The following is a 13,406-nucleotide window of genomic DNA, read 5'->3' as shown; positions in this document are numbered from 1 at the left end:
GCTAGGACTCGCTGTTGCGGGGCAGCCGCACGGTGCCCTTGGTGAGATCGACATCGACACCGTCGGTGCCGTCGCCCGGATTCTCGCGGTGCATGAGCACCGACTGCCGCTGCTCGAACTCCAGTTTCTTGCCGCTGGAGAAGACCGCGTCGAACTGTTCCATCCCGATGGCGGCCGCACCGCGACCGTCCTCGGCGCGCATCCACGGCAACGCACTGCGCCCGGTCAGTTTCCGGAAGCCCACCTCGGCGAAGGCCACCACGATGATCAGTAGCGCCAGGCCGGGAATCGTCATTGCCATCAGCACGTCATCGAGATTACGCCGGTGACACTGCCGCGCCGTCAGACCCGGGACGGATCGCAACGCCCGGCCCATCATCCGAAATGATGAGCCGGGCCGTCGGCGCGAAGCTGGCCGGTGCGGCGAAGCTCAGCGCAGGCCGGTGCCGCGCGCGATGGCCGTCTCGATCAGCGTGCTCACCAGCGTCCTGTTGTCGATGCCGGTCGCCTCCCACATGCGCGGGTACATCGAGATGGCGGTGAACCCGGGCATGGTGTTGATCTCGTTGATGACCGGGCCGTCGGCGGTGACGAAGAAATCGACGCGGGCCAGGCCCTGGCAGTCCAGTGCCCGGAACGCGCGCACCGCGAGCTCCCGGATCTGTTGCGACACATCGTCGTCCAGCTTGGCGGGGACGTCGAATTCGCAGACGTCGTCGAGGTACTTGGTGTCGAAGTCATAGAAGTCGGGGCCCTCGGTGGCCTCCTCCGGCATCCGGATCTCCGCCACCACACTGGCTTCCACCCGGCCGTCCGGGAATTCCAGTACGCCGCACTCGACTTCGCGGCCCACGATCCCGGCCTCCACGATCACCTTCGGATCATGTTGGCGCGCAACGGCGATGGCGGCGTCCAGCTCATCCCAGCCGTCCACCTTGGTGATGCCGATGGAGGAACCGCCGCGCGCGGGCTTGACGAACACCGGCAGTGCGAGGCGCTCCCGGTCGGCGTCGGCCACGGTGGCCACACCCGGTCGCAGCACCACCTGCATGCCGATCGGAAGTCCTTCGGCCGCAAGGAGTTTCTTGGTGAACTCCTTGTCCATGCCGGCCGCGCTGGCCAGCACGCCGGGACCCACGTAGGGCAGCTCCGCCAGCTCCAGCAGACCCTGCAGGGTGCCGTCCTCACCGAACGCCCCGTGCAGCACCGGGAACACCACATCCACACTGCCGAGCACCGTTTCGGCGCCGTCCAGCCGAACCAGGGCCCCGGCCCGCGACGGGTCCGCGGTCAGCGCCAGCGCGGTGCCCGCCGCGTCGACCGAAGGCAGCGCGCGGTCCTGCGTGCTCAGCGCACGCGGGTCGGCGTCCCCGAGCACCCAGGCGCCCGCGCGGGTGATGCCGATCGGAACCGGCTCGTAGCGTTCGGGATCGAGGCTGCCCAGCACGGTTCGGGCCGATACGCACGACACCCCGTGCTCGTTGCTGCGGCCGCCGAACACCACCGCCACCCTGGTCCTGTTGGTCATGCCCGGAACCGTACCCGGTGGCAGATGGCACCCGTGTTACGCGGTCGGCCCCGCGCGGGGCGGCTCATTCCGACTTCAGACGCCTGCCCTGCAACAGCCCGACCGCCTCGGCGGCGGAGAGTCCCTCGTGGCAAACCTGGTGCACCGCATTGGTCAACGGCATCTCCACCCCGTGCGCCGCGGCCAGCGCCCGCACCGATGTGCAGGACTTCACACCCTCCACCACCTGGCCATGAGTCGCGCCCAGCGCGGACTCCATGGTGCCGCCCGCACCCAGCGCGTGCCCGAAGGACCGGTTGCGCGACAGCGGCGAGGTGCAGGTGGCCACCAGATCCCCCACGCCCGCCAGGCCCGCCAGGGTCACCGGATTGGCGCCCAGCGCCACGCCCAGCCGGATGATCTCGGCCAGCCCGCGGGTGATGAGGGTGGCGATCGAGTTGTCGCCCAAGCCCATTCCCGACGCGATGCCGCAGGCGAGCGCGATGACGTTCTTGCAGGCCCCGCCGATCTCGCAGCCGATCACATCGGAATTGGTGTACGGCCGGAAGTATCCGGTGGCGCTCGCCTGCTGCACCGCCTCGGCACGCGCCATATCGGTGCACGCGATCACGGTCGCGGCGGGCTGACCCGCCGCGATCTCGTGCGAGAGGTTCGGGCCCGAGAGCACCGCGACCCGGCTCGGGTCCGCGCCACTGACTTCCGCGATCACCTGACTCATCCGCAGCAGGGTGCCGGTCTCGATGCCCTTGGCCAGACTCAGCAGCGTGGCATCACCGGGGATGATGTCCTTCCACTCGGCGAGATTGGCGCGCAACGACTGCGACGGCACCGCCAGCACCACGATGTCCGCGTCCCGCAGCGCGATCGCGGGATCGTCGGTGGCGGCGATCGGGGGTAACGCCACCTCCGGCAGATACCAGGGATTGCGGTGCTCGGTCGCCAACACCTTCGCCACCTCGGGCCGCCGAGCCCACATGGTGACCTCGGTTCCCGCCTCCGCCAACACCTTCGCGAACGCGGTCCCCCACGACCCCGCTCCCAACACCGCTGCCCTAGCCATCCGTCAAATATATGCGCGCCCGCGACGGTGGATCGGGGTGCGCGGCGAGAGCGGGAAATTCGACTCCGATCACACGCCCGTCACGAACGAGTGGGAAGATTCGGACATGTGCGCGCCCGGGTGCACCGACCACGCAATATTCGCGGCCCGCCCACGGTTCCGGTCTGACAGGACCGGAACCGACGCGGAGGAGCGGAGGGCAAAGTGAACACAGTGCACGCCGTGATAGCGGTGAAGAATCTCGGGCTGGCCAAGAGTCGCCTGGCAGATCGATTGCATCCCCGGGATCGACCCCGGCTGGTGCTGGCCATGCTGGCCGACACCGTGACCGCCGCGGCCGCCACCCCCGGCATCGGCTCGGTCACCGTGGTCACCCCCGACCCGATCGTCACCGAGGTGATCAGCGGACTCGGCGCCCACGTGCAGCCCGAACCCGAGGGCCCGGCCGCGGGCGGCCTCAATGCCGCGCTCGCCGCCGGGGCCGCCGCGGTCCGCCGTCGGCACGGCCCGGTCGATCTGCTTGCCCTGCAAGCCGATCTGCCCGCACTGCGCCCGGGCGAACTGGCCGAGGTGCTCGCCGCCGCCCGCCACCGCCGCTGTCTGGTCGCCGATCACGAGGGCACCGGCACCGTCGCGCTGCTGGTGCGGGACGGATCCGCCCCGCTGCGGCCGCTTTTCGGCCCGGACTCCGCGCGCCGCCACATCGCGGCGGGCGCGGTGGAACTGCTGGGCGAATGGCCCGGTTTGCGGCAGGACGTGGACACCGCCGCCGACCTCGATCGCGCCGCCGCCCTGGGAGTCGGCATCACCACCGGCAAACTCCTGGATGAAATCGGCGTGTCGCAAGCGTGTCGAGCAACCAAAGAAATCCGCAGGGCCGGGTCCTCGGTGTGCTGACCCGGCGTGATCTGCGCTGCAATGGACGGTGTCAGATCGGCACCCCGCCCACGACATAAGGAATGATCGTGAGAGTGAGCGAAACGGATACCGTCAAGCAATCGTCGCAACTACCGGCGGCGCCGCCCGCGGCAACCCCACCGCCCACCGCGATAGCGCCGCTGCCCGCCGACCGGTACGTCAACCGGGAACTGAGCTGGCTCGACTTCAACGCCCGAGTCCTCGCGCTCGCCGAGGACCATTCCCAGCCGCTGCTGGAACGCGCGAAATTCCTCGCCATCTTCGCCTCGAACCTCGACGAGTTCTACATGGTGCGCGTCGCGGGTCTCAAGCGCCGCGCCGAGACCGGACTGTCGGTGCGTTCGGCCGACGGCCTCTCGCCCAGCGCGCAGCTCGAGATGATCGCCGAACGCACGCAGGAGATCGCGGGCCGCCACGCGCACGTCTTCCTCGATCAGGTACTGCCCGCCCTGACCGCCGAGGGCATCGAGATCATCAGCTGGTCCGAACTCGACGAGCCCGAGAAGCAGCGCCTCTCCGGCTATTTCCAGGACCAGGTCTTCCCGGTGCTGACCCCGCTGGCCGTCGATCCGGCGCACCCGTTCCCCTACATCAGCGGCCTGAGCCTGAATCTCGCGGTGACGGTCAAGGATTCGGTGACCGGCGGCGAACACTTCGCCAGGGTCAAGGTTCCCGACAATGTGGACCGCTTCGTGCGAGTGCGCCGCACCGTGCCCGGCCGCGAGAACGACCGCCGCGATTCCACTGGGGCGCAAGGCTCCACCATCGCCGCGTTCCTTCCGATGGAGGAGCTGATCGCCGCTCATCTCGATCAGTTGTTCCCGGGAATGGAAGTGGTGGAACATCATTCGTTCCGCATCACCCGCAACGCCGACCTCGAGGTCGAGGAGGACCGCGACGAGGACCTGCTGCAGGCTCTCGAACGCGAACTGGCGCGCCGCCGCTTCGGCACCCCGGTGCGCCTGGAAGTCTCCGACGACATGACCGAGCACATGCTCGATCTGCTGCTGCGCGAACTCGACGTCGATCCCGGCGACGTCATCCAGGTACCCGGCCTGCTCGACCTGTCGTGCCTGTGGCAGGTGTACGGCGTGGACCGCCCGCACCTCAAGGACGCCCCCTACGTCCCGGCCACCCCGCCCGCCTTCGGCGAACGCGAAACGCCCCGAAACGTTTTCGCGGCGCTGCGCGAGGGCGACGTGCTGGTGCACCACCCCTACGACTCGTTCTCCACCAGCGTGCAGCGCTTCATCGAACAGGCCGCCGCGGACCCGCAGGTGCTGGCCATCAAGCAGACCCTGTACCGCACCTCCGGTGACTCCCCCATCGTCAACGCGCTCATCGACGCGGCCGAGGCGGGCAAGCAGGTGGTCGCGCTGGTCGAGATCAAGGCCCGCTTCGACGAGCAGGCCAACATCAAATGGGCTCGCGCACTGGAGCAGGCGGGCGTGCACGTGGTCTACGGCCTGGTCGGGCTCAAGACGCACTGCAAGACCTGCCTGGTGGTGCGGCGCGAGGGGGCCACCATCCGTCGCTACTGCCACATCGGCACCGGCAATTACAATCCGAAGACCGCGCGCCTGTACGAGGACGTCGGATTGCTCACTGCCGCACCGGAGATCGGCGCGGACCTCACCGACCTGTTCAACTCGCTGACCGGATATTCGCGAAAAGCCAACTACCGCAACCTGCTCGTCGCCCCGATCGGCGTGCGCGCGGGCATCGTGGAGCGCATCGAACGCGAGATCGAACTGGCCGCGCAGGGCGAAGCGGCGCGAATCCGGGTGAAGGCCAACGCCATCGTCGACGAACAGGTCATCGACGCCCTCTACCGCGCCTCCCAGGCCGGCGTGCCGGTGGAGATCGTCGTGCGCGGCATCTGCGGGCTGCGGCCGGGCGTCCCGGGCCTCAGCGAGAACATCCAGGTGCGCTCGATCCTCGGCCGCTACCTGGAACATTCGCGGGTGCTGCACTTCCAGGCCCAGGACCAGTACTGGATCGGCTCCGCCGACATGATGCACCGCAACCTCGACCGGCGCGTGGAAGTGCTGGCGCAAGTGAAGGATCCGCGTCTGTCCAGCCAGCTCGGGCAGATGCTCGACTCCGCCATGGACCCCGCCACCCGCTGCTGGACGCTGCGTCCCGACGGCAACTGGCAGGCGCAACCCGACCCCGACGTACCCGGCGCGGAGATCCGCGATCACCAGGAGTACATGATGCGACTGCGACGGCCGGACCGCCAGTGAAACATCACCGCAACGCCCCCGCCGCAACGCTCACCGACCCTCGGGTCACCCCCAATATCCTCGCGGCGGGGGCGGTGCTGTGGCGCTCCGTCCCCGATCAGGCGAGCGGGGAGCCCGTCATCGAGATCGCCCTGGTGCATCGCCCCAAATACGACGACTGGTCGCTGCCCAAGGGAAAGCTGGATCCCGGTGAGACACCGGTGATCACGGCCGTCCGCGAGGTCGCCGAGGAAACCGGCCTGAATTCGGCGCTGGGGCGCTATCTCGGCCATGTGACGTATCCGGTCACCGGACACCGCAAACTCAAGCGGGTGGACTACTGGGCGGCCCGCGTCGTCGACGGCGCCTTCGAGGCCAACCTCGAGGTCGACGTGCTGGAGTGGCGTCGCCTCGACACCGTGATGGACGCGCTGTCGTATCCCATGGACCGCACCATCGTGCGGAACTTCCTGCGGCAGCCCGCCGATACCGCCACCCTGCTGCTGGTGCGGCACGGCAAGGCCGGTCGCAGCGACCGCTGGGCCGGTGACGACGATGATCGCCCGCTCGAAAAGGCCGGTCGCACACAGGCTCGCGCGCTGGTGCCCAACCTGCTCGCGTTCGGCGCGACCGAAATCGTTTCCGCCCCACCGGTTCGCTGTGTCCAAACCGTGACCCCGCTGGCCGCGGCGCTCGGCGTCGAACCCGAACTCGAGCCGCTGTTCTCCGAAACCGGTTACGACGCAGCGCCGGACGCCGCCCGCAAGCGCGCCCGCGATCTCGTCGACGAGGGGCGGGTGCGGGTGATCTGCAGTCAGGGCAAGGTGATTCCCGATCTGCTCGACTGGTGGGCCGCCGAGGACGGAATCACGTTGCCACCGGCCCGCAATCGCAAGGGCAGCGTCTGGGTGCTGTCGCTGTACCGCGGGCGACTGGTCGCCGCCGACCATCTGGACCGGGCGCTGGTCCCCACCGACCTGCCGCGCCACTGACATTCGGAAACACTCGCGTACCACGGCTCCGGCCACCGCTGAGCCCACGCGCCCGCTCCCCCGGTGGGCCACAATGGAATTCCGGAACATCGCCCGGTCAGGGCCGGGATCCACCGGGGCAGAGCGGTTTCCGGGGCCGAAATTCGCCCCGCACCGGGTTCCCCTGGCGGCACACGCATTACGCGCCCCGCCCAATCCCCGTTCACCGCAGCGGAAAACTTCCCCGGACATGCGAAACGGCCCGGCATAGCCGGGCCGTCTCACATGTCGTCCTGCTCCAAACCCCGTACGGGACGGGGATTGCGCCTACCGTCAGCGACGGGCGGTGCGCTTGGCAGCGGTCTTCTTGGCCGGAGCCTTCTTCGCAGCCTTCTTGGCCGTGGTGGCCTTGGTGGCGGCGGCCTTGGCCGGAGCCTTCTTGGCCGGAGCCTTCTTGACCGCAGCGGCCTTGGCCGGAGCCTTCTTGGCCGTGGTGGTCTTCTTGGCGACGACCGTCTTCTTGGCGGTGGCCTTCTTGGCGGGAGCCTTCGACGCCGCCTTCTTGGCGGTGGTCTTGGCCGGAGCCTTGGTGGCCGCCTTCTTCGCGGTCTTCTTCGCGGTGGTCTTCTTCGCGGTGGTCTTACCCGACACCGGAGCAGCCACACCACGTTTCACGGCCGGGCCGGAAGCGGTGATCTTCTGCTTGCCGGCGATGATCGCCTTGAACTGAGCACCCGGACGGAAGGCGGGCACCGAAGTCGGCTTCACCTTGACGGTTTCGCCGGTGCGCGGGTTACGAGCGACACGCGCCGCCCGCTTACGCTGTTCGAACACACCGAATCCCGTGATGGTGACGCTCTGACCTTTGTTCACAGCACGCACGATCGTGTCGACCATCTGCTCGACTGCAGCAGTAGCGGTGCGCCTGTCAGTACCCAACTTCTCGGTCAGAACATCGATCAGTTCCGCCTTGTTCATTGAATCCTCCGCAGACTAATGGCCCGTCGTCGGACCGACTAGGTACCACGGTAAACCCTTTGCGGGCAAGAGTCTATGTGCCACGCCTATTTTGATGAGACATGGCACACGCCCAGCTACCTGGTTTGAGGGTGTTCAGCTAACGCCCATCAATGATTACGTCTGCGAAATACGGGCCGGAATGGTAGCGGGTTTCCAAGTCGGCCTTGCGTTTTCGAACTGGCTGATCTCGTCGCTGTGCCGCAGAGTGAGGCCGATGTCGTCCAGCCCTTCCAGCAGCCGCCACCGCGTGTAGTCGTCAATATCGAACGGCAACACGACCGTTCCGGCCGACACGGTTCGTGTCTCGAGGTCCACCGCCAATTCCAAACCCGGCTGTTCCTCGAGCAACTTCCAGAGCAATTCCACATCGCTCTGCGCCATCCGAGCCGTCAGAAGCCCGTCCTTACCGGCGTTTCCACGGAAGATGTCGGCGAAGCGGGAAGAGATCACCACCCGGAACCCGTAGTCCTTCAGCGCCCAAACAGCGTGCTCACGTGAGGATCCGGTGCCGAAATCCGGACCCGCGACCAGCACACTGGCCCGGTTGAAGGGCTCGATGTTCAGAATGAAGTTCGGATCCGTGCGCCACGCGGCGAACAGTCCATCCTCGAAACCCGTTCGGGTAACGCGCTTCAGATACACCGCCGGGATGATCTGGTCGGTGTCGACATTGGATCGGCGGAACGGAACACCGATCCCCTTGTGAACCTTGAAGGCTTCCATCGTCAATCTCCTGAGTCTGGTGTGTGCGACGGCATCTGGGCCGCCGCAAGGGCTGCGGTCAGTTCAGATCCGCAGGTGAGGACAGGGTTCCGCGCACCGCGGTGGCCGCCGCGACCAGCGGCGAAACCAGATGCGTGCGACCGCCCTTGCCCTGTCGCCCTTCGAAGTTCCGGTTCGAGGTGGAGGCGCAACGCTGGCCCGGAGAAAGCTGATCGGGGTTCATTCCCAGGCACATCGAACAGCCCGCCTGCCGCCATTCCGCGCCCGCCGCGGTGAAAATCTCGCCCAGCCCCTCGTTCTCCGCCTGCACCCGCACCCGCATCGAACCCGGCACGATCAGCATGCGAACACTGTCGGCGACCTTGCGCCCCTTCAGGACATCGGCCACCGCGCGCAGATCCTCGATCCGGCCATTGGTGCACGAACCGACGAAAACGGTGTCGACGCTGACCTCACGCAGCGGCGTCCCCGGCGTCAGGTCCATGTACTGCAGCGCCTTTTCGGCCGAGGCCCGCTCGTTCTCGTCGAAGATCTGCTCGGGATCCGGCACCGAGTCGCCCAGCGGCGCACCCTGTCCCGGGTTGGTTCCCCAGGTGACGAAGGGGGTCAGCGCCGAGGCGTCGATATGCACCTCGGCATCGAAAACCGCGCCCTCATCGGTCTTCAGGGCATCCCAGGCCGCCACCGCGGCATCCCAGTCCGCACCCTCGGGAGCGTGCGGGCGGCCCTTCAGGAACTCGTAGGTGATCGCGTCGGGCGCGACCATGCCCGCGCGGGCACCGGCCTCGATCGACATGTTGCACATGGTCATCCGGGCCTCCATGGACATGGCCCGCACCGCCTCGCCGCGGTACTCCAGCACATAGCCCTGGCCGCCGCCGGTGCCGATCTGCGCGATCACGGCCAGGATCACGTCTTTCGAGGTGACGCCGTCCGGCAGCGTGCCGTCGATATTGATGGCCATGGTCTGGAACGGGCGCAGCGACAAAGTCTGCGTCGCCATCACGTGTTCCACCTCGGAGGTGCCGATGCCCATGGCCAGCGCGCCGAACGCGCCGTGCGTCGAGGTGTGCGAATCACCGCACACCACCGTGGTTCCCGGCTGGGTCAGGCCCAATTGCGGGCCGACCACGTGCACGATGCCCTGGTCCAGATCGCCCATCGGGTGCAGGCGCACACCGAATTCCTCGCAGTTCTTACGCAAGGTCTCGACCTGAAGGCGCGAAACAGGATCCGCGATCGGCTGGTCGATGTCGATCGTCGGGACGTTGTGGTCCTCGGTGGCGATGGTGAGATCGGGCCGGCGCACCGGGCGCCCCGCCGCACGCAGGCCGTCGAACGCCTGCGGGCTGGTGACCTCGTGCACCAGGTGCAGATCGATGTAGATGAGGTCGGGTTCCCGATTCGCGCCCTCGCCCGCGCCGCGGACGACGACGTGCTGGTCCCAGACCTTCTCTGCCAGAGTGCGTGGCCGGTCGGCCATAACTGCTCACCTCTCGATTGACATACCCGCGCCCGGGCTGGTGACGCGGGGGGCGCGCCCGACGCTGGGAGGCTGGTTTGCAATTCCCAATATGCGAGACGCTAATATCGTTCTATGAGACAGCATAGCGGTATCGGTGTTCTGGACAAAGCCATGGCGGTCCTGCACGCCGTAGCCGAGCAACCCTGCGGCCTCAACGAGCTGTGCACCCGCACCGGCCTCCCCCGCGCCACCGCACATCGCCTGGCCGTGGGCCTGGAGGTCCATCGCATGCTGGCCCGCGACAGCCAGGGACTGTGGCGTCCGGGCCCGGCCCTGTCGGAACTGGCCACCACCGCGACCGACCCGCTATTGGACGCCGCCGCCACCATCCTGCCGCGCCTGCGCGAGATCACCGGCGAGAGCGTGCAGCTCTACCGCCGCGACGGCAACGCCCGCGTCTGCGTCGCGGCCATGGAACCCGCCGCCGGACTGCGCGACACCGTGCCGATCGGCGCGCGCATGCCGCTGACCGCGGGCTCGGCCGCGAAGGTGCTGCTGGCCTGGTCCGAGCCGGAGCTGCAGCGAACCGTGCTGCCGGAGGCCGTCTTCGGCGAGCGGGCGCTGGCCGAGGTGCGCCGCCGCGGCTGGGCGCAGAGCGCCGCCGAGCGCGCGGCCGGGGTGGCCAGCGTGTCCGCGCCGGTGCGCGACGCGGCGGGTGGCGTGATCGCCGCGGTGTCGGTGTCGGGTCCCATCGACCGCATGGGCCGCCGTCCGGGCGCGCGCTGGGCCGCCGACCTGGTCGCGGCCGCCGACGCACTGCACAAGCGCCTCTAGCCGCCCGGAAGATCATCGCGGGAGCCTCCAGACGGCCCGCTGCCGGACTTTCCGGCAGTCCGGCGACCCCGGGTGACCCCAGCCGTCACGGCAGCCCCGCTGGGCCACCGCACGCTCCCCCGCCCCACCCCTCCCATGACGCCCTCGCCGCCCCCGGCGAGGGTTTCGTCGTTTCCGGACCCGGGCCGCGATGTGATCCAGGCGGCCGCAAACAACCACTGTGACCGCGCTCATACGCCGTAAACTAGAGTCGGCCCATGGGAGTCAATCAACGCGCGCAGATCGTGATGTCCGAACAGGAGATCACCGAATTCATCGAGCGCAGCCGCATCGCCACCATGGCCACCGTGAGCTCCTCGGGAAGCCCGCATCTGGTCGCCATGTGGTACGCCGTGATCGACGGCGAGATCTGGTTCGAGACCAAGGCCAAGGCCCAGAAGACGGTGAATCTGCGCCGCGATCCGCGCATCACCGTGATGCTCGAGGCCGGCGACACCTACGACCAGCTGCGCGGTATTTCGATCGAGGGTCACGCGGAGATCATCGAGGACCCCGAACCGCTGTTCCGGGTCGGTATCAGCGTCTGGGAGCGCTACACCGGGCCCTACAGCGACGGCGCCAAACCGTTCGTGGAGGCGATGCTGAACAAGCGGGTGGCGGTGCGCGTGGTGCCCGACCGGATCCGCACCTGGGATCACCGCAAACTCGGGCTGCCCGCGATGCCCAAGGGCGGCACCACCGCCGTTCCCATGGACTGAGAAAGCAGAGCTCGAAGGCGAAAAGCGAAGGGCCCCGGTCACATTGTGACCGGGGCCCTGCACGTTGTAGTCCCGACGGGATTCGAACCCGCGCTACCGCCTTGAGAGGGCGGCGTCCTAGGCCTCTAGACGACGGGACCAGGACGAGAAATCCGGTGACTCGCGCCACCGGGGCTTCTCGAAATCGAGAACCGGAGTTCTCGGAGCTGGGGTACCAGGACTCGAACCTAGAATGGCTGAACCAGAATCAGCTGTGTTGCCAATTACACCATACCCCATTGACCTGGGCTTTCGGGTTCCTCCGGGGGGAAGCTCCCGACCGCTTTCCGGCCGAGAAGAAGATTAGCAGCATCCCACCGAAGATACACAAACCGGCTGGTCAGAGGCCGATTTGTGCATCATTTCGGACTATCGCCGGCGGACCCGACGGCCGATCTCAGGCGATCTCGGCGCGCGCTGCCCGCAAACGGGCCATGGTCTGCTCGCGGCCCAGCAGTTCCAGCGACTCGTAGAGCGGCGGGCTGATGTGCGATCCGGTCACCGCGACGCGCACGGGCGCGAAGGCTTTACGCGGCTTGAGCCCCAACTCGTCGATGAGCGCGGTTTTCAGCGCTTCCTCGAGCGCGGTCGCGGACCACTCCGAAACGCCTTCGAGGGTCTTTATCGTGGCGTCGAGTACCGGGCCCGCGTCGGCGCCGAGATTCTTTTCCTTGGCGGCCTGATCGATCTTGAAATCCTCGGGCCGGATGAACAGGAACTTCAGCAGATCCCACGCGTCACCCAGCACCACGATGCGCGTCTGCACGAGATCGGCCGCCGTTTCGAACAGCTTCTCGTCGATCTCCGCGCCGATATGTCCGTGTCCGGTGAGGTACTCACGCAGCCGGTGAGCAAAATCACCGGGGGTCAGCGACCGAATATGTTCGGCGTTGAGAGCGTCCGCCTTCTTCTGATCGAAACGCGCCGGATTCGAATTGACTTTCGAAATATCGAAGGCCGCGACCATCTCCGACATGGAGAAGAGGTCATGATCATCCGCGATGCTCCAGCCGAGCAGCGCCAGATAATTCAGCAAACCTTCCGGAATGAAGCCGCGGTCGCGATGCAGGAAGAGATTGGACTCCGGATCGCGCTTGGACAACTTCTTGTTGCCCTGACCCATGACGAACGGCAGGTGCCCGAACTCCGGGGTGAACTCCGCGACGCCGATCCGTTTCAGCGACTCGTAGAGCGCCAGCTGTCGCGGCGTGGAGGACAGCAAATCCTCGCCGCGCAAAACATGGGTGATCTTCATGAGGGCGTCGTCGACCGGGTTAACCAGCGTATAGAGCGGATCGCCATTGCCGCGGGTGAGCGCGAAGTCGGGAACCACACCGGCCCGGAAGGTGGTCTCGCCGCGCACCAGGTCGACCCAGGTGAGGTCGGCGTCGGGCATCCGCAGCCGGATCACCGCGGGCCGGCCCTCGGCCTTGTAGGCCGCGATCTGCTCATCGGTCAGGTCGCGGTCGAAGTTGTCGTAGCCCAGCTTGGGGTCGCGCCCGGCGGCCTGGTGACGGGCCTCGACTTCCTCAGGGGTGGAGAAGGATTCGTAGGCCTCACCGGCGGCCAGCAGCCGCTGCACCACATCGAGATGAAGGTCACGGCGCTGCGACTGCCGGTATGGCGCATAGGGTCCGCCCACTTCGGGGCCCTCGTCCCAGGTGAGGCCCATCCAGCGCAGCGCGTCGAGGATGGCCGCGTAGGACTCCTCGGAATCGCGTGCGGCGTCGGTGTCTTCGATGCGGAAGACGAAGGTGCCGCCGTGGTGGCGCGCGTACGCCCAGTTGAACAGGGCGGTGCGGACCAGGCCGACATGCGGTGTGCCGGTGGGTGACGGGCAGAATCGGACCCGGACGTCAGTCATA

The 13,406-nt window shown here is 67.5% G+C and carries 12 protein-coding genes and 2 tRNA genes; 5 read left to right on the top strand and 9 right to left on the bottom strand.

The annotated features are described in order from the left end of the window. Position 1 precedes the first annotated feature (1 nt). The 3 genes from OG300_RS01955 to OG300_RS01945 all read right to left on the bottom strand — a co-directional run bounded on the left by OG300_RS01955 (position 2) and on the right by OG300_RS01945 (position 2,588). Positions 2–301 (bottom strand): DUF6191 domain-containing protein, encoded by a 300-nt coding sequence (locus tag OG300_RS01955; protein ID WP_405498876.1) that lies wholly within the window; start codon positions 299–301, stop codon positions 2–4. 129 nt (positions 302–430) lie between these two features. Beyond that, a complete protein-coding gene (locus OG300_RS01950; protein ID WP_405491487.1) occupies positions 431–1,528 on the bottom strand; it encodes a D-alanine--D-alanine ligase family protein in 1,098 nt (365 codons plus the stop codon). A gap of 64 nt (positions 1,529–1,592) precedes the next feature. Then, positions 1,593–2,588, bottom strand: a complete 996-nt coding sequence (locus OG300_RS01945; RefSeq protein WP_405491485.1) for an NAD(P)H-dependent glycerol-3-phosphate dehydrogenase — start codon at positions 2,586–2,588, stop codon at positions 1,593–1,595. Between the two features lie 204 nt (positions 2,589–2,792). Here OG300_RS01945 and cofC point away from each other — a divergent pair, with 204 nt between their 5' ends. From cofC to OG300_RS01930, 3 genes are all read left to right on the top strand, one after another. Then, complete coding sequence (gene cofC, locus OG300_RS01940; RefSeq protein WP_405491483.1) at positions 2,793–3,485, top strand: 2-phospho-L-lactate guanylyltransferase; 693 nt, start codon at positions 2,793–2,795, stop codon at positions 3,483–3,485. 62 nt (positions 3,486–3,547) lie between these two features. Continuing rightward, a complete protein-coding gene (locus OG300_RS01935; RefSeq protein WP_405491481.1) occupies positions 3,548–5,752 on the top strand; it encodes an RNA degradosome polyphosphate kinase in 2,205 nt (734 codons plus the stop codon). Continuing rightward, positions 5,749–6,723 carry an NUDIX domain-containing protein gene (locus OG300_RS01930; protein WP_405491479.1) on the top strand — a complete coding sequence of 325 codons (975 nt, stop codon included), beginning with the start codon at positions 5,749–5,751 and terminating at the stop codon, positions 6,721–6,723. The genes OG300_RS01935 and OG300_RS01930 overlap by 4 nt, the downstream gene beginning before the upstream one ends. A 312-nt stretch (positions 6,724–7,035) precedes the next feature. On the opposite strand, the gene OG300_RS01925 is transcribed toward OG300_RS01930, so the two are convergent. The 3 genes from OG300_RS01925 to leuC all read right to left on the bottom strand — a co-directional run bounded on the left by OG300_RS01925 (position 7,036) and on the right by leuC (position 9,928). Next, positions 7,036–7,680, bottom strand: coding sequence for an HU family DNA-binding protein (locus OG300_RS01925; protein ID WP_405491477.1), 645 nt, complete (start codon positions 7,678–7,680; stop codon positions 7,036–7,038). 156 nt (positions 7,681–7,836) lie between these two features. Next, positions 7,837–8,445: a 3-isopropylmalate dehydratase small subunit gene (gene leuD, locus OG300_RS01920; RefSeq protein ID WP_405491475.1), complete on the bottom strand. Its 609-nt coding sequence runs from the start codon at positions 8,443–8,445 to the stop codon at positions 7,837–7,839. A 58-nt stretch (positions 8,446–8,503) separates the two neighbouring features. Beyond that, positions 8,504–9,928 carry a 3-isopropylmalate dehydratase large subunit gene (gene leuC / locus OG300_RS01915; protein ID WP_405491473.1) on the bottom strand — a complete coding sequence of 475 codons (1,425 nt, stop codon included), beginning with the start codon at positions 9,926–9,928 and terminating at the stop codon, positions 8,504–8,506. Positions 9,929–10,042: 114 nt separating this feature from the next. On the opposite strand from leuC, the gene OG300_RS01910 reads away from it, so the two are divergent. Both OG300_RS01910 and OG300_RS01905 read left to right on the top strand, forming a co-directional pair. Then, a complete protein-coding gene (locus OG300_RS01910; protein WP_405491471.1) occupies positions 10,043–10,744 on the top strand; it encodes an IclR family transcriptional regulator in 702 nt (233 codons plus the stop codon). 257 nt (positions 10,745–11,001) lie between these two features. Then, positions 11,002–11,502, top strand: a complete 501-nt coding sequence (locus tag OG300_RS01905; protein WP_405491469.1) for a pyridoxamine 5'-phosphate oxidase family protein — start codon at positions 11,002–11,004, stop codon at positions 11,500–11,502. A gap of 67 nt (positions 11,503–11,569) precedes the next feature. On the opposite strand, the gene OG300_RS01900 is transcribed toward OG300_RS01905, so the two are convergent. The 3 genes from OG300_RS01900 to gltX all read right to left on the bottom strand — a co-directional run bounded on the left by OG300_RS01900 (position 11,570) and on the right by gltX (position 13,405). After that, positions 11,570–11,642, bottom strand: a tRNA-Glu gene (locus OG300_RS01900). A 66-nt stretch (positions 11,643–11,708) separates the two neighbouring features. Beyond that, positions 11,709–11,780 (bottom strand) — tRNA-Gln (locus tag OG300_RS01895). Between the two features lie 158 nt (positions 11,781–11,938). Beyond that, positions 11,939–13,405 carry a glutamate--tRNA ligase gene (gene gltX / locus OG300_RS01890; protein ID WP_405491467.1) on the bottom strand — a complete coding sequence of 489 codons (1,467 nt, stop codon included), beginning with the start codon at positions 13,403–13,405 and terminating at the stop codon, positions 11,939–11,941. Position 13,406 lies beyond the last annotated feature (1 nt).

The organism is Nocardia sp. NBC_00511, assembly GCF_045161165.1.
GTDB lineage: Bacteria > Actinomycetota > Actinomycetes > Mycobacteriales > Mycobacteriaceae > Nocardia.
The sequence above is the reverse complement of the archived record's forward strand: the minus strand, read 5'-3'. Positions and strand labels throughout refer to the sequence as shown.

Coding starts and splice junctions, on each gene's coding strand:
- leuD (WP_405491475.1), bottom strand. CDS start 8,445: ATGGAAGCCTTCAAGGTTCACAAGGGGATCGGTGTTCCGTTCCGCCGA.
- gltX (WP_405491467.1), bottom strand. CDS start 13,405: ATGACTGACGTCCGGGTCCGATTCTGCCCGTCACCCACCGGCACACCG.
- OG300_RS01910 (WP_405491471.1), top strand. CDS start 10,043: ATGAGACAGCATAGCGGTATCGGTGTTCTGGACAAAGCCATGGCGGTC.
- OG300_RS01935 (WP_405491481.1), top strand. CDS start 3,548: ATGATCGTGAGAGTGAGCGAAACGGATACCGTCAAGCAATCGTCGCAA.
- OG300_RS01905 (WP_405491469.1), top strand. CDS start 11,002: ATGGGAGTCAATCAACGCGCGCAGATCGTGATGTCCGAACAGGAGATC.
- OG300_RS01955 (WP_405498876.1), bottom strand. CDS start 301: ATGGCAATGACGATTCCCGGCCTGGCGCTACTGATCATCGTGGTGGCC.
- leuC (WP_405491473.1), bottom strand. CDS start 9,928: ATGGCCGACCGGCCACGCACTCTGGCAGAGAAGGTCTGGGACCAGCAC.
- OG300_RS01945 (WP_405491485.1), bottom strand. CDS start 2,588: ATGGCTAGGGCAGCGGTGTTGGGAGCGGGGTCGTGGGGGACCGCGTTC.
- OG300_RS01925 (WP_405491477.1), bottom strand. CDS start 7,680: ATGAACAAGGCGGAACTGATCGATGTTCTGACCGAGAAGTTGGGTACT.
- OG300_RS01950 (WP_405491487.1), bottom strand. CDS start 1,528: ATGACCAACAGGACCAGGGTGGCGGTGGTGTTCGGCGGCCGCAGCAAC.